Origin of the sequence: Pseudarthrobacter sp. NPDC092202, assembly GCF_044755505.1 — a bacterium.
Classification (GTDB): Bacteria; Actinomycetota; Actinomycetes; order Actinomycetales; family Micrococcaceae; genus Arthrobacter.
This window is the reverse complement of the sequence record NZ_JBIVRG010000015.1, coordinates 59,139-73,808: the sequence shown is the minus strand read 5'-3', so window position 1 is coordinate 73,808 and position 14,670 is coordinate 59,139. Positions and strand designations below refer to the sequence as shown.

At 67.6% G+C, this 14,670-nt stretch carries 11 protein-coding genes and 3 tRNA genes; 9 read left to right on the top strand and 5 right to left on the bottom strand.

Annotation, left to right across the window (positions count from 1 at the left end):
- Positions 1 to 12: 12 nt before the first annotated feature.
- The gene (locus tag ACIQF4_RS18305) at positions 13 to 639 is read right to left on the bottom strand and encodes an FAD-dependent monooxygenase (RefSeq protein WP_400517104.1); all 627 of its coding nucleotides are present in this window, start codon (positions 637 to 639) and stop codon (positions 13 to 15) included.
- Between the two features lie 423 nt (positions 640 to 1,062).
- On the opposite strand from ACIQF4_RS18305, the gene ACIQF4_RS18300 reads away from it, so the two are divergent.
- The 5 genes from ACIQF4_RS18300 to ACIQF4_RS18280 all read left to right on the top strand — a co-directional run bounded on the left by ACIQF4_RS18300 (position 1,063) and on the right by ACIQF4_RS18280 (position 8,123).
- Complete coding sequence (locus tag ACIQF4_RS18300) at positions 1,063 to 2,094, top strand: universal stress protein (RefSeq protein ID WP_400517084.1); 1,032 nt, start codon at positions 1,063 to 1,065, stop codon at positions 2,092 to 2,094.
- Between the two features lie 28 nt (positions 2,095 to 2,122).
- Positions 2,123 to 4,903: a PEP/pyruvate-binding domain-containing protein gene (locus tag ACIQF4_RS18295; protein ID WP_400517083.1), complete on the top strand. Its 2,781-nt coding sequence runs from the start codon at positions 2,123 to 2,125 to the stop codon at positions 4,901 to 4,903.
- A 97-nt stretch (positions 4,904 to 5,000) separates the two neighbouring features.
- Positions 5,001 to 6,254: a hypothetical protein gene (locus tag ACIQF4_RS18290; RefSeq protein ID WP_400517082.1), complete on the top strand. Its 1,254-nt coding sequence runs from the start codon at positions 5,001 to 5,003 to the stop codon at positions 6,252 to 6,254.
- A complete protein-coding gene (locus ACIQF4_RS18285; protein ID WP_350000942.1) occupies positions 6,251 to 7,261 on the top strand; it encodes an ABC transporter ATP-binding protein in 1,011 nt (336 codons plus the stop codon). The genes ACIQF4_RS18290 and ACIQF4_RS18285 overlap by 4 nt, the downstream gene beginning before the upstream one ends.
- Positions 7,262 to 7,283: 22 nt before the next feature.
- The gene (locus ACIQF4_RS18280) at positions 7,284 to 8,123 is read left to right on the top strand and encodes an ABC transporter permease (protein ID WP_400517081.1); all 840 of its coding nucleotides are present in this window, start codon (positions 7,284 to 7,286) and stop codon (positions 8,121 to 8,123) included.
- A 32-nt stretch (positions 8,124 to 8,155) separates the two neighbouring features.
- Here the strand turns inward: ACIQF4_RS18280 and ACIQF4_RS18275 are convergent, their stop codons facing one another.
- From ACIQF4_RS18275 to ACIQF4_RS18260, 4 genes are all read right to left on the bottom strand, one after another.
- A complete protein-coding gene (locus ACIQF4_RS18275; protein ID WP_400517080.1) occupies positions 8,156 to 9,076 on the bottom strand; it encodes a cation diffusion facilitator family transporter in 921 nt (306 codons plus the stop codon).
- Positions 9,077 to 9,086: 10 nt separating this feature from the next.
- Positions 9,087 to 9,515 carry a metallopeptidase family protein gene (locus tag ACIQF4_RS18270; protein WP_350000937.1) on the bottom strand — a complete coding sequence of 143 codons (429 nt, stop codon included), beginning with the start codon at positions 9,513 to 9,515 and terminating at the stop codon, positions 9,087 to 9,089.
- A 9-nt stretch (positions 9,516 to 9,524) separates the two neighbouring features.
- Positions 9,525 to 10,508 (bottom strand): DMT family transporter, encoded by a 984-nt coding sequence (locus ACIQF4_RS18265; protein WP_400517079.1) that lies wholly within the window; start codon positions 10,506 to 10,508, stop codon positions 9,525 to 9,527.
- A 149-nt stretch (positions 10,509 to 10,657) separates the two neighbouring features.
- Positions 10,658 to 11,701, bottom strand: coding sequence for a PHP domain-containing protein (locus tag ACIQF4_RS18260; protein WP_350000934.1), 1,044 nt, complete (start codon positions 11,699 to 11,701; stop codon positions 10,658 to 10,660).
- 166 nt (positions 11,702 to 11,867) lie between these two features.
- Between ACIQF4_RS18260 and ACIQF4_RS18255 the strand changes: the two genes are divergently transcribed.
- The 4 genes from ACIQF4_RS18255 (at position 11,868) to ACIQF4_RS18240 (ending at position 14,366) form a co-directional block, all read left to right on the top strand.
- Positions 11,868 to 11,940, top strand: a tRNA-Glu gene (locus ACIQF4_RS18255).
- A gap of 91 nt (positions 11,941 to 12,031) precedes the next feature.
- Positions 12,032 to 12,105, top strand: a tRNA-Asp gene (locus ACIQF4_RS18250).
- 48 nt (positions 12,106 to 12,153) lie between these two features.
- Positions 12,154 to 12,229 (top strand) — tRNA-Phe (locus ACIQF4_RS18245).
- A gap of 274 nt (positions 12,230 to 12,503) precedes the next feature.
- The gene (locus tag ACIQF4_RS18240) at positions 12,504 to 14,366 is read left to right on the top strand and encodes a BCCT family transporter (RefSeq protein WP_400517078.1); all 1,863 of its coding nucleotides are present in this window, start codon (positions 12,504 to 12,506) and stop codon (positions 14,364 to 14,366) included.
- The last annotated feature ends 304 nt before the right edge of the window (positions 14,367 to 14,670 follow it).

The window sequence follows — 14,670 nt, the reverse complement described above, 5'->3', positions numbered from 1 at the left end:
CGCTGGGCGGCGCTAGCAGGGCAGGGCCGCAAAGCTCCCGGTGGCGGGATATGCCACGCTGTCCGGGTGCACCCTGGCGGAGATCGCCTGGCCGACTGTCTTGGCCTGCCGCAGGACTTCCTTGGGTGAGGGCGTGATGAGCTCGCCCACGCCCACCAGGTAGATTCCGATGGCCCGCATGGCTGCGGTGAGGTTCCGGCCCACAGCCATGCCGAAGTCACTGACCATGCGCCGGAGCTGGCTGTGGGCGCAACGGGTCAGGACAATGTGGTCCGCAACCAGGATTCCCGTGGGCGTGTGCACTTCCCACTGCGGGGCCGAAGCAAGCGGGGAGCCGCCGTTCACCATGGTCAGCTGGATGGCGCGGGTGGTGTTGCGGACGTCGACGTGGTGGCTGGCGGCATAGTTCCGCAGGTGCCGCAGGATTTCGTTGCGCTCGCGAAGGTTGACGGAGTCCGCCGCATCGCACCGCTGGAGGGAAGCTGTGTTGGCCGGTTGTGCGGCGCCTAGGAGGTCCAGTCCGTCCACCACTATCGAATCCACGCCGCGTCGGCACAGCTCGGCAGCCACGGCGAGGCCGGACAGGCCCGTGCCAATAATGACTGTGGTGGTCTGTTCGGTCCCGGCATTCCCAGGCATGCTTGACACTACAGTTTCCCTCCTTCGAAGTTTCGGCAGGTGCGGGCGTCCTCGCCCGCGCGCGTCCCGTTACCCCCAAAGTCCGGCCGCAGTGCGTGGCCGGGCAGCTCTGACGGAAAGAGGCAGTAGGCGTCCCGGACCAACAATGTCCTGAAGACTACAGAAGATTCGCGGCCAGGGATAGCCCAATTCTGAAACATTTTCAGCCGTGTGAAGGCGCTTTCCCGGAGACTGCCCACGGCCTGTGGACAAGCGCCCTTTCCCCGGGCCGAAGTGGCTTGCTAAGGCAGTGCCTACGGAGAATAGTGAGAAGCGGAAGCAAGCCTTTCTTCCCAGCTCAGGCAGGGGTTCGGGTGCACGGGGAACGGCCCGCTTCTGGCAGAATAGCCGCAACATCAGGCAGTATCGCGAGGAGGCGGCCCCATGGGCGCACAAGAGTTGCATCGGGACCCGCAGGACGGCGGCAGTCCTGCCGCCGCCGAGGGAATCGTTGTCGGCGTGGACGGTTCGGACCACGGCCAGTGCGCACTGGTGTGGGCTGCACGCGAGGCCCAGCGCCGGCGTCGTCCGTTGCATATCGTCACCGCCTATTCCGTCCCCATCTTTGCGGCTTCGGGCCTGGACGGCGGCTACGCCACTGTGGACGACTCCGTCATTCGGGAAGGCGCGGAAGCGATCGCCAAGCAGGCCCTGGAGAAGGTGGCCACCTACGACATCGACGCCACCGCGTCCGTGGAGAACGGCGACGCCTCCGGCGTGCTGCTGGAGATGTCCCGGACTGCCGAGCTCCTGGTGTTCGGTACCCGCGGCCGCGGCGGCTTTGTGGGCCGGCTCCTCGGTTCGGTGAGCAGTGCACTGCCGGCCCACGCCAAATGCCCCACCGTGACGGTGCCGCTGGTCTGCTCCGACCGGCTTGGCGAGACAACCGAGGACCGGCACATCAAGGCGGAGCAGGCCAAGGCGGGCCACCAGCGCGTGGATAACGTTGTGGTGGTGGGCGTGGACGGTTCGGAGCAGGCGCGGGTGGCCGTGCTGGAGGCCGCAGCCCAGGCCGAGCGGCTGGGTGCCACCCTGCGCGTGGTCTGCGCCGTGCCGCAGTACAGCGGTTCCCTGGCGTGGGTTCCTGCCCCCATGGACCGCAAGGCGCTGTTCGCCGACATCCAGGTGACCCTTGACGCGGGAATGGCATGGCTTCGCAGCCACTACCCGGACCTCCCCACCGAATCCGAGTTGAGGGACGGCTCGCCTGTGGACGTCCTGGTGGACGCCAGCCGCCACGTGGAGCTTGTGGTGGTGGGTACCCGCGGCCGCGGCGGCTTCACCGGGATGCTCCTGGGATCAACCTCGGACGGGGTCCTCCACCACGCCAAGGGCCCCGTCATGGTGGTCCCTGACCGGGAGGACCCGCGCCTGGCGGACCGCGCCCGGTTTGGGCCCGTACTCGGGGCAGCCTGACCGCACCCGGCCGAAGGGGAGCGCCACCATGGCCGCTGACCGTCCGGAAAGCACAGGAAACGGCAGGCAGGACTCCCGCCCACCGGACGGGAACTCCGCCCCCGCCCTGATTCTGCGCCTCAACCAGATCGACGGCAGCATGCTGCCCCTCGTGGGAGGCAAGGCGGCCAACCTCGGTGAGCTGATGGCTGCGGGACTTCCGGTGCCCGACGGGTTCTGCCTGACCACGGCGGCCTACCGGGAGGCTGCCGGGACGGTCCGGGACGGTGTGCTTGCCGAACTCGGCCGTCTCCAGGCCGGACTGCAGCCCTCCGATCCGGGCAGGACCGCCCAGCTCGCCATCATGGCAGGAAGGGCACGCGAGGCCATCCGCGCCCTTCCGGTTCCGCCGCGGACCGCAGCCGCCGTGGAGCAGGCGTACGCGGCCCTGGGCGGGGGTGCCGTGGCGGTGAGGTCCTCCGCCACCGCCGAAGACCTTCCGTTCGCGAGTTTCGCCGGCCAGCAGGACACCTACCTGAACGTGGTGGGCAGCGGCGCCGTCCTGGACGCCGTCCGCAACTGTTGGGCCTCCCTGTGGACGGACCGCGCAGTCGCTTACCGCGCGGCGCTAGGGATCGCGCCCCACGAAGTAGCCCTCGCCGTCGTGGTCCAGCGGATGGTTGACGCCGAAGCGGCGGGGGTGATGTTTACAGCCGATCCACTGACCGGCAGGCGTCGGGAAGCGGTTATCGATGCGGCGCCGGGGCTCGGTGAGGCCGTGGTGTCCGGAGCCGTCAATCCGGACCACTTTGTGGTGGACACGGAAAAAGGACGGGTCCTGGAGCGAAAGCTGGGAGACAAACGCATCGTGGTCCGCCCGCGGCCGGGCGGCGGAACGGAAAGGCTGGATGTGCCCGGCCATGTTGACGGTTCCAGCCTTACGGATGAGCAGGCCGTTGGGCTTGGAGCCCTGGGGATGCAGGCCGAACGGCACTTCGGCTCGCCACAGGATACCGAGTGGGCCATCGACGCCGGGGGTGCCCCCTGGCTGACGCAGTCCAGGCCGATCACCACGCTGTACCCCGTACCCCAGGGGCGGTCTGCAGGCCCAGGGCCCCGGCTATACATGTGCTTTAGCCTGGCCCAGGGCCTCACCCGCCCGCTGACCCCGATGGGGCTGGCGTCGCTGCGGCTCATTGCTTCCTCGGTGGCGAAAGCCGCCAGGTTCCCTGTTCCGGAGCCCCGGCAGGGCCCGCCGCCGTACGCGGAGGCCGGCCAGCGCATCTACGTTGACCTCACCACGCCGGTCCGGAGCAGTGTGGGGCGCCGCATCCTTCCCCGGGTGTTCGACATTATGGAGGCCCGGTCCGCCGCGGTGGTCCGCCAGGTTTTTGAGGATCCGGAGTTTTCCGTGACGCGCAGGACGCCGTTCGGGTTCCTGCGGCATGTCCTGCCGGCAGCGGTGCGGGCCCGGGTGCCGGAGACCGCGCTCCGGGCACTGTTCCGGCCCCGGGCGGCGCTCCGCCGCCTGGACTCGTTCACCCGGCGCTATGCCGAAGACCTGGAGCCTGGGGGAGGAGCGGGTCCCCTTGAACGGCTCGACCACGCCGAGCGGCTGCTGGGAGGCAGGCTCTTCGCGATTGTGCCCGCCGTACTGCCCCTCCCCGCAGTGGCATTCGCGATGCTTTGGCTGGCGGGACGGCTGCTCGGAGGGCAGGACCGCCGGAAGGACCTGGAGAAAGTGCTCCGCGGCCTGTCCGGCAACGTGACCACCGAGATGGACCTTGAGTTGTGGCGCCTCGCCTCGGCAGCAAAGGATGACAGGGACTCGCGAACGGCACTCGAGGCCCGGGAACCGTCCGCGCTCGCGGCGGAGTTCAGGAACGGCACCCTGCCACCGGCCCTGCACTCAGGGCTGGTGCGGTTCCTCGAACGCTACGGTCAGCGGGCTGTGGCCGAAATCGACGTGGGCATGCCCCGGTGGTCCGATGATCCCACGTACATCCTGGGCGTCCTGGCCAACTACCTGCGCCTCACCGATCCCGCCATGGCGCCGGACGTCCAGTTCAGCCGGGCCCAGACGGAGGCGGAGGCGGCGGTGCAGGACCTGGTGGCGGAAGCACGCCGCCGGGGCCCGGTCCGTGCGTTCCTGGTGCGTGCAGCCCTCCGCCGGACCAGGCTGTACGCCGGCCTGCGGGAACTGCCCAAATACCAGCTGGTCCTGGGACTGGCGGAAGTCAGGAAGCAGGTGGCCCTGGTGGGAGCCGGGCTTGCGGCCGACGGCAGGCTGGACAGCCCGGAGGACATCTTCTTCCTCGACTTCGCAGAGGCAAGGCAGGCGCTCCAGTTCCCGGACCCACAAGGGCCCGGGCTCCGGGAACTGCGCGAACTCGTCGTGGAGCGGCGCAGCGCTTACGCCCGAGAGCTCGGCCGGCGCCGCATTCCCAGGGCCCTGCTCTCGGACGGCACCGAACCCGAGGTGCTGTATGCCACCGCAAGTGGTGCGGCCGGCAGTGCCGCGCTGTCCGGCAGCCCGGCATCAGCGGGATCAGCCACCGCCCGGGCCCGCGTCATCCTTGACCCTGTCGGTGCCCACCTCGAACCGGGGGAGATCCTGGTGGCCCCGTCCACCGATCCGGGCTGGACTCCCTTGTTCCTGACAGCCGGCGGCCTGGTGATGGAGATGGGCGGGCCCAACTCGCACGGCGCCGTGGTTGCCCGGGAGTACGGCATCCCGGCCGTGGTGGGGGTCCCGGAGGCAACGGTCCGGATTGCCACGGGACAAAGAATAACGGTCGACGGCGGCGCTGGAACCATAGTGCCAGGGTAGGCCCCCGCGGCCACGGACTGCGCCGCAGGCAGGTGTGGGGAGCCGCACCGAGGCGTACCCTTGAGCTATGGACTCCCATCAAGGAGACGGCCGGACAATGAACGATCCGAAGACGGGCGGGCCCCACAGGATGGGGGCTGCGACTCAGCGCCGGAACCGCGCGTGGCTGCGGTGGGTTCCTGCCGTTGCCGCCCCGGCAGTGATCGCCGCCGGCGTGCTGGTGGGATCCATCCCTGCACGCGCCGGAGACGCCCTGGCGGACAAGACCCCGGCCGATGTTCTTGCCCTGCTGGCCAGCCACAAGACCCACACGTTCTCGGGCACTGTTGAGCAGGCCTCCGAACTGGGGTTGCCGGAACTGCCGGCAACGGGTCCTGGTTCCGGTCCCGCATCGGATGACCCCGCCGCATCCGCCATCGAGATGCTCACCGGTGAGCACACGGCGAGGATTTTCATGGACGGCAAGTCCAAGGTCCGCATTCAGGTGGTGGACAGGTTCGCCGAGCGGGACGTCATCCGGCGGGACAACGATGTCTGGTTCTACTCGTCCAAGGACAACTCAACAGCGCACCTGACGCTCCCGGCCCACGCCCGCGACCTCCCGCTGGAGGGCCCGGCACTGCATGGCACCAGCCCTGAAAGCACCAGCCCCGACGGCACCGGTCCTGATAGCAGCATGGTTCCGCCCACGCCCCAGGACCTCGCCGCGAAGTTCCTCGCCGCGGCAGACAGCTCAACTGCTGTGTCTGTTGGCCCGGACGTCCAGGTTGCCGGGCGCGCCGCCTATAACCTGGTGCTCGAGCCGCGTACCGGCAACACGCTGGTGGGCATGATCTCCATCGCCGTCGATGGGGAAACGGGCATGCCCCTCTCCGTGGAGGTGACGGCACGCGGGGCAGGAGAGCCTGCCTTCAGGACGCGCTTCACCAGCCTGTCGCTTGATGCGCCGGATGCCGCACTCTTCAATTTCGTGCCGCCGCCTGGCAGCGCGGTTGAAGAGCTGCAGTTCCAGCATCCATCACATCAGGCCACGGGCCAAGGGTCTTCCGGCTACCCGGAGGCGGACACCGACCCGGACCAGCGTGCGGCCGGCATCAAGGACAAGGCCGGCTCCTACCTGGCCGGAAGCGGCTGGGAAACCGTCGTGGAACTGCCGGCGGAAACCGGAGCCGGGGCAAAGCTCAGCACCGCGCTGGCGCAGAATCCGCTGCTGGGCCAGGCCGCCGTCGTCGTTCCTGGCGGACGGCTGCTCTCCAGCGCACTCTTCAACGTCCTGCTGACCGACGACGGCCGTGTCTTTGCGGGGATGGTCCCCGCGGACAGGCTGCAAGCCGCATCCTCCGCCCCGTGACGGAACCCGCGGGGGTTCCGGGACAACGGACGTACGGCCTGACCATCGAAACGCAGGGCCTGACCAAGCGCTTCGGGCAGCAGGTGGCCGTGGACAGCCTGGACCTCGCGGTGCCGTCCGGGGCAGTTTTCGGGTTCCTGGGCCCCAACGGCTCGGGGAAGACCACCACCATCCGGATGCTGCTGGGCCTCGCGGCCGCCTCAGCCGGGACCGTCAGGCTGCTGGGCCGGGACATGCCCGGCAGCTTCCAGGATGTCCTGCCACGGGTGGGGGCGCTCGTGGAGGGGCCTGCCTTTTATCCATTCCTTTCGGGGACTGCGAACCTCCAGCGGCTCGACTCCGCCGGCCGGCACGCGGATCCCGCCACGCGCCGGGAACGGGTGGGCCTGGCACTGGAACGGGTAGGGCTTGGCCACGCCGCCGGCAAGCGCGTCCACGCGTACTCGCTCGGCATGAAGCAACGGCTGGGCATCGCCAACGCCCTCCTGTCCCCCCGCGAACTGCTGGTGCTGGACGAACCCACAAACGGCCTGGACCCGCAGGGCACCCGTGAAGTGCGGAACCTGGTCCGGTCCCTGGCGGCAGACGGGACCACCATCTTTGTTTCCAGCCACTTGCTCGCCGAGGTTGAACAGATCTGCACGCACGCGGCCGTCATGAGCGCCGGCCGGCTGGTGGCGCAAGGCCCGCTCGCCGAACTGCGGCGGTCCGGGAGCTCGCGCCTGCGCCTGCTCACCCCGGACCCCGGCCCGGCGTCGGCGGTCCTGGCAACGCTGGGGCTGTCGCCGGAAGCAGGAGCCCACCAACCGGACGGGGAAGTGGTGGTGGCGGCACTGGCGAAGCCGGGATTGCCACCGGAGGCCGCTGCCCCGCATCCCGCCCCGGAAGACATCGTGGCGGAGCTCGTCAAGGCAGGGGTCCGCGTCCGCGGTTTCGCGGTGGAACGGGAGAGCCTCGAAGACCGGTTTGTTGAACTGACGGGGGAGGGGTTCGACGTTGCCCAGTAGCGTGAAGCCGAAGGCGGAGGGCATGGCGGCCGTGGCAGGGCCGCGGGGAGCCGGGATGTCCCTCCTGCTGTCCGAGATCGCGGTCCTGTTCCGGCGGCGCCGGACCTGGGCGCTGCTGCTCGCGCTGGCCGCCATTCCGGTGCTGATTGCGGTGGCTGTGAGGGTCTCCTCGGCGGTTCCGCCTGGGCGCGGCCCGGCCTTCCTGGACCGGATCACGCAGAACGGCCTGTTCGTCGCGTTCACCGCAATGCTGGTCTCCGTCCCGCTGTTCCTGCCGCTGACGGTGGGCGTGGTGGCGGGTGACACCATCGCGGGCGAGGCCAACCTGGGAACGCTCCGGTACCTGCTGGTGGCGCCGGCGGGCCGGGTCCGGCTGCTCCTGGTGAAATACGCAGGCGCCCTGGCGTTCTGCCTGGCCGCACCGCTCACTGTTGCCATCGCCGGGGCCGCCATCGGTGCAGCCCTTTTCCCCGTGGGCCCGGTGACCCTGCTGTCAGGGGATGTTATCCAGCCGCCGGAGGCCGTGCTCCGGCTCCTCCTGATCTCGGCGTACCTGGCCGTCTCCCTGGCCGGGCTGTCCGCCATAGGGCTCTTCCTCTCCACCTTGACCGTGGTGCCGGTGGGCGCCATGGCTGCCACGGTGGTGCTCTCGGTGGTTTCCCAGGTCCTCGACCAGCTGCCGCAGCTTGAGTGGCTTCACCCGTGGCTGTTCAGCCACTACTGGCTGGGCTTCGGCGACCTGCTCCGCCAGCCCGTGCTGTGGGACTCGTTCGCCAGCAATGCGCTGCTGCAGGCGGGATACGTGGCCGTGTTCGGTGCCCTGGCTTACGGGCGTTTCGTCACCAAGGACGTTTTGAGCTGAGCAGGGCCAGGAACCCCGGCCTGCACGCGGCCTCAGGCGTGCTGGTGCGCCTCATGTTCAGAATGGCTGGCGGGCTCCAGCTGGAATGTGCAGTGGTCCGTATCGAAGTGCGAACCCAGGCAGGTGATCAGCTTGTCCAGCAACTGGTCGGCGCCGCGGGCGTTGAGCACCCCGTCCTCCACCACCACGTGCGCGGAGAAGACGGGGACACCGGAAGTGATGGTCCAGATGTGGATGTCATGCACGTCCGTGACGCCCTCCACGGAGAGGATGTGCTCCCGGATCATCTGCACTTCCACGCCCTTGGGGGTGGCCTCCAGCAGCACATCCACCACGTCGCGGAGCAGGCTCCACGCCCGGGGCAGGATCATCAGGGCGATCAGGACGGAGGCGATGGTGTCCGCCGCCTGGAAGCCGGTCACCATGATCACCACGGCCGCGGCAATGACGGCGAAGGAACCGAGGAGGTCGCCCAGGACCTCCAGGTAGGCGCCCCGCACGTTCAGGCTCTCCTGGTGTGCTCCGCGCAGGATCACCAGGGAGGCCACGTTTGCGGCGGCGCCGAGGACGGCGGCGAACAGCATGATGTCTGTCTGGACTTCAGGCGCCGCACCGATCCGGCGGATTGCCTCGCTGAAGATGACCACGGAGATCACGATCAGGATCAGGGCATTTGCCAGCGCTGCCAGTACCTCGGCGCGCTGGTACCCGTAGGTTCGTTGATCGCTGGCGGGCCGGCCGGCTATCCACGCAGCCAGCAGGGCAATCGTTACGCCCGCTGCGTCGGAGAGCATGTGGCCGGCGTCGGCAAGCAGGGACAGCGAGCCGGAGAGGACCGCGCCGGCAACCTGGACCAGGACCACGGCCAGAGTGATGGCAAGGACGGCAATAAGCCGCTTCCGGTGCCGGCCTGTTGCTGTGATGCCGTGGGTGTGGCTGTGGTCGTGTCCCATGCCTACAAGGCTAGCCCCAGCCGAGCTCGTGCAGCCGGTCGTCATCAATGCCGAAGTGGTGGGCTATCTCATGCACCACCGTCACAGCCACTTCGTGGATGACGTCCTCCCGGGATGCGCAGATGTCCAGGATGGGCTCCCGGAAGATCGTGATCCTGTCCGGCAGGGACCCGGCGTCCCACCAGGAGTCCCGCTCGGTCAGGGGCACGCCTTCGTAGAGTCCCAGCAGGACGGTGTCCGCATCCTCCCCGGGCTTCGGCACATAGTCGTCCTCGATGAACACCGCCACGTTGTCCATGGCGCGGGCCAGCTTGTCCGGGATGCTGTCCAGGGCGTCCTGGACGGCAGCCTCGAATTCGTCCTCGGACATGGTGAAGCGAAGGGGCTCGCTGGGGCCGGCAGGAACAATTGGCAGGCCCGGCGGCAGGCTGGCTGGCATACTCCGACTCTAGCGGGAACCGGCCGCCCCGGCTCCCCGCGGATTCCGGCTCCTGCGCCGGGTCAGTGCCACTCCCACCAGGCAAACCAGGCCGCCAGCCAGGCCGAGGAATGCGGGGACCTCACCCAGCAGCAGCCAGGAGATCAGAATGGTGGTCCCGGGAACCAGATAGGTGGTGGCGGCCAGCTTCCCGGCGTCCACCAGCGAAAGCGCGTACGCCCAGGTGGTGAAGGCGATCGCCGTGGGGAAGATCCCCAGGTAGACGAGTCCCCACGTTGCCTGCGGCGGGGCGGCCTGCACTTCGCTGGCCAGCTGACCCGCAAAGGGCAGGCAGCAGAGCGCACCCACCAGGATCCCGAACCAGGTGGCCTGCGCGGCCGGAAATTTGCGCAGCACAGGCTTCTGGACGATGACGCTCACGGCGGCGAGCACGGCGGCAAGGAGGCACAGCAGCACGCCCGCCACGTCCGTCGTCGGCCGTTCCCCCGGCCCGGAAGACTGGGCTGATCCGAAGGCGATCAGCGCCACGCCGGCAAAGGCAACCAGGCTGCCGATGATGAGCCACCGCGGGAAGCCCTCCTTGAGGAAGATGCCGGCCATGATGGCCACCAGGATGGGGTTGACGTTGATCAGCAGGGCGCTGGTGCCCGCGTCAAGCACGTGTTCGGCGGCGTTCAGCGCCACGTTGTACCCGCCGAACCACATCACCCCGTAGGCCAGGATCGGCCACCATTCCCGGCCCCTTGGCAGGAGCCGGGTCTTCAGCAGCTGCGGCAGGACCAGCAGGGAGAGCACGACGGCGGCGATCGCCAGCCTGCCCAGCGTCAGGGAGCCGGGGGAGAAGTGGGGGCCGATCGCCCGGATCCCCACGAAGGCCGACGCCCAGAGGACCACGGTGACCACCATCGCTGCCACGCCAAGGGCCCTGACCGGGGTTGCAGCGGTCTGGGCAGGTGCGGGGGCTGTCGGCTTGGCCGGGCTGGTTGGAGGCATGCAGCAAATCTATCCGGGGGCAAGGGCAGCTGACTGGCGGATATCGGCCACGTCTGCGCAACTTCCTGCCAAAAAGTTCCAGGGGACGTTCCCGGGTGCCGTCCCGGGCCGCGACGCGGGACGTAGTGGCAGCCCGTGCCCCGGCAGGTTCAGCGCGGCGCCGCCCATTCCAGCAGGCGTTCCAGGGGCCAGGTGGTGATGATCCGGTCGGCGGGAACGGCGTTCTTCTCCGCGCGCTCGGCGCCATACTGCAGGAAGTCGAGCTGGCCGGGTGCATGCGCGTCGCTGTCGATCGAGAACAGGCAACCGGCGTCGAGGGCGAGCTGGATCAGCGCATCGGGCGGGTCCTGGCGTTCGGGCCGGGAATTGATCTCCACCGCCACGTTGTGTTCGGCGCAGGCGGCGAACACCTCCTTGGCATCGAAGTCCGACGGCGGCCGCGTACCGCGGGACCCCTCCACCAGGCGCCCGGTGCAGTGGCCCAGGACGTTGGTGTGCGGGTCCTGGATACCGCCGAGCATGCGGCGGGTCATGGTCCTGCTGTCAGCGCGAAGCTTCGAATGGACGCTGGCCACCACAATGTCCAGGCGGTCCAGCAGTTCCGGCTCCTGGTCCAGTTCCCCCGATTCCAGGATGTCCACCTCGATGCCTGCCAGCAGCCGGACCGGCGTGCCCGGCGTGCCGTCGCCGCCCGGAGGGGGCCCCGCGTTGACCGCATCCACCACATCCAGCTGCTGGAGCAGGCGTTCGGCGGAAAGCCCGTTCGCAATGGTGAGGTTGGGGGAGTGGTCGGTCAGTGCGAGGTATTCCCTTCCCAGCACGCCGGCGGCTGCCACCATCAGCTCAATGGGGGAGCCGCCGTCGGACCATTCACTGTGGCTGTGCAGGTCACCCCGCAACATCTTCCGCAGCCCTGCGCCCCCGGAGGCCAGCGGCCGGGCACCCTTCTCCCGGAGATCCGCCAGGTAATCCGGAACCTGGCCCTCCACGGCCTGGCGGATCACCTGGTAGGTCCGGTCGCCGATGCCCTTCATGGACTTCAGCCGGCCGTTCACGGCGCGCGCGGCCACTTCCTCCGGCGGCAGCGGGCTGATGGCCGCCGCCGCCTTGCGGAATGCCTGGACCTTGAAGGTGGCAGCGCGTCCGCGCTCCAGCCAGAAGGCGATCTCGTTGAGTGCTGCTACGGCATCCATCCGTCCATCTTCACCCGTTCCGCCCGCTCCGTCGCGGTGTTTTTCGCCGATTTTGGATAATTCCTGACTAGGCCCTATAGTTTTAGAGTCCAGTTCGGAGAAACGCAAAGGACAAAGACGGAAAGCCTTGCTTGACGCCTTTTTATTTTGTTCCGAACGGGTTCTGGCCCCCATCGTCTAGCGGCCTAGGACACCGCCCTTTCACGGCGGCGGCACGGGTTCGAATCCCGTTGGGGGTACGCAAGGAACTGGTCAAGCAGACTGAAAATGTCTGGTAGGCTGGAAGCCTTGAAAAAAGCGGTAGAGATACTGCTGAAGCAAGAAACGCAAGGCCCTGTAGCGCAGTTGGTTAGCGCGCCGCCCTGTCACGGCGGAGGTCGCGGGTTCAAGTCCCGTCAGGGTCGCTCTGATTGTTGGAAGAGATTCCGGCTGTCATGGTGACTAGTCACCTAGGCTCTGTAGCTCAGTTGGTAGAGCGTTCGACTGAAAATCGAAAGGTCACCGGATCGACGCCGGTCGGAGCCACCACTGGGAAGCATCAGTTCTTCGGAACTGGTGCTTTTCTTATTTTCCGGGCCTACAGTTAGTGGGCCGCACAGAGCACGTCTCGATCCGGCATCAATACCCCCGGGGCCGGCCACTTTCCCGCCCCGCGGCTTTACGGATTCCGTAAACTTGCTGGCTGCACGGCCGTAGACACGCGGCAGCGGCACATAAGAACACACAGGAACAGACGAACGTACACGAGACGAACCTGCACAACGCAGTCTGAGCGCACACAGCGCATAAGGAGAAACTGGGAATGTCCGCCACACCTGGCACCAGGACCATCAGCCAACCACCCGGGGAAACACCTCCCGCCCTGAAGAAGGAGGAGGGGCAGCCGCCCCAAGCCGGCGGCCCGCAGCTCGCACGGTGGGTCTTCTGGCCCGCCGCCGGAACCATCATTGTTTTTGTCCTCTTCGCCACGATTTTCCCTGCGGCTGCCACGGAGATCTTCACCACCATTCAAGGCAACGTCATCAACTGGTTCGGCTGGTACTACGTGGCAGCCGTTGCACTCTTCGTGGCGTTTTCCCTCTGGATCGGCCTCAGCCGCTATGGCGACATCAAGCTCGGCCAGGACGATGACGAGCCCGAGTTCTCTGTAGTGTCCTGGTTCGCCCTGCTCTTCGCGGCGGGCATGGGCATCGGCCTGGTCTTCTTCGGTGTGGCCGAGCCCCTGAACCACTTTGCCGCGCCCCGGCCCGGTGTGGAGGGATCCCCGCTGGAGCTCGCCCAGCAGGCGATGACGCAGACCTACCTTCACTGGGGCCTCCATGCCTGGGCCATCTACGTTGTGGTGGGCGTATCCATCGCCTACGCGGTGCACCGCAGGAACCGCCCCATCTCTATCCGCTGGACACTTGAGCCGCTCCTGGGCCGCAAGCGCGTTTCCGGCGGGTGGGGCAACCTGATTGACGTCGTGGCCCTGGTAGGCACGCTGTTCGGTGTTGCCACCTCCCTGGGCCTTGGCGTCCTGCAGATCTCCGCCGGACTTGAACAGGCCAACATTGTCCAGGCCACCACCATGACGCAGATCGGGTTGATCCTCTGCATCATCACGCTGACCATCATTTCGGTGGTGTCCGGTGTGGGCAAGGGCATGAAGTGGCTCTCCAACACCAACCTGGTCCTGGCCGCACTCCTGATGCTGGTGGTGCTGTTTACCGGCCCCACGCTGTTCCTGCTGCGCGAGTTCGTTCAGTCGATCGGGCACTACCTCCAGAACGTTGTAGGCCTTACTTTCAACACGCTGGCATTTTCCGGTGCAGAGGGCGAGGCATGGCAGGCCGCCTGGACCACCTTCTACTGGGGCTGGTGGATCTCCTGGGCGCCGTTCGTCGGTATCTTCATCGCCCGTATTTCCAAGGGTCGCACCGTCCGGCAGTTCGTGGCCGGCGTGCTCCTGGTACCCACCGCCATGGGCTTCCTGTGGTTCTCCGTCCTTGGCGGCGCCGCCATCCACCGCGAGCTGTTCGGCAGCGGCGGACTCATCGCCGATGACGGCACCGTGGACACCGAGGGCGCCCTGTTCAACCTGCTGGGCAGCCTGCCCGGCGGGGTTGTCCTCACCGCCGGCGCGATTCTCCTGATCGCCATCTTCTTCATTACGTCGGCAGACTCCGGTGCCCTGGTCATGGGCATGATCTCCACCGGGGGAGACGTGGAACCCCGCAACTGGCTGCGCATCTTCTGGGCGCTGGCTGCCGCCGCTGTTGCCATCGCCCTGCTCCTGGCCAATGGACTGCAGGCCATCCAAACCGCGGCCATCCTCACCGCCGTGCCCTTCAGCGTGGTCATCATCCTGATGTGCATCTCCACGGCCAAGGCCTTCCACCGGGAACATGAGACCCTGATGCGCGCACAGCGCAAGCTGGCGCGGGACCAGATGGCTGCCCACGTCACGGAGCAGGTCCAGGACTCCATGCATGACTCGGTCCAGGAGCACTACCAGGAGCACGTCGCGGAACAGATCCAGGACTCCGTCCAGGAGCACTACCAGGAGCACCTGGCGGACCAGGTCCAGGACCAGGTCAGTGAAGCCGTGGAGGCACAGCTGACCGAACGACTGGCCGCAGGTGAGGCTGCAGACGCTACGGCTGCGCGAACGCCCAAGGCGTAGGCCTCCGGCGTCACGCACGGCCCGATTCCGGGCGAAGGGGAGGCACCTGTCCAGCCGGGCAGGTGCCTCCCTTTTCCGTGCCCGGACCACAAAACGGTCCCGGCCAAGGGGTGGCATTTCTCACCTTTGCGCGGCCAAAAGGCAACATTTGATCTGGGCAGAATGTTGTGGCACGCGCGCGTTAGGGGTTAGGTGTAAGCGCTTGCGCAAAAGTGGCCAATGCCCCGAATCGGCCGATGAAACCTGGTTTGATCTCTGCCTTGGAGCCTGTCTACGGTGGAATCACGGCCAGGAAAGCACCACA

Bases quoted from the DNA above. Each gene is read 5' to 3' on its own strand.
- ACIQF4_RS18300 (WP_400517084.1), top strand. From the start codon at position 1,063: ATGGGCGCACAAGAGTTGCATCGGGACCCGCAGGACGGCGGCAGTCCT.
- ACIQF4_RS18290 (WP_400517082.1), top strand. From the start codon at position 5,001: ATGAACGATCCGAAGACGGGCGGGCCCCACAGGATGGGGGCTGCGACT.
- ACIQF4_RS18260 (WP_350000934.1), bottom strand. From the start codon at position 11,701: ATGGATGCCGTAGCAGCACTCAACGAGATCGCCTTCTGGCTGGAGCGC.
- ACIQF4_RS18295 (WP_400517083.1), top strand. From the start codon at position 2,123: ATGGCCGCTGACCGTCCGGAAAGCACAGGAAACGGCAGGCAGGACTCC.
- ACIQF4_RS18305 (WP_400517104.1), bottom strand. From the start codon at position 639: ATGCCTGGGAATGCCGGGACCGAACAGACCACCACAGTCATTATTGGC.
- ACIQF4_RS18280 (WP_400517081.1), top strand. From the start codon at position 7,284: ATGGCGGCCGTGGCAGGGCCGCGGGGAGCCGGGATGTCCCTCCTGCTG.
- ACIQF4_RS18265 (WP_400517079.1), bottom strand. From the start codon at position 10,508: ATGCCTCCAACCAGCCCGGCCAAGCCGACAGCCCCCGCACCTGCCCAG.
- ACIQF4_RS18275 (WP_400517080.1), bottom strand. From the start codon at position 9,076: ATGGGACACGACCACAGCCACACCCACGGCATCACAGCAACAGGCCGG.
- ACIQF4_RS18270 (WP_350000937.1), bottom strand. From the start codon at position 9,515: ATGCCAGCCAGCCTGCCGCCGGGCCTGCCAATTGTTCCTGCCGGCCCC.
- ACIQF4_RS18240 (WP_400517078.1), top strand. From the start codon at position 12,504: ATGTCCGCCACACCTGGCACCAGGACCATCAGCCAACCACCCGGGGAA.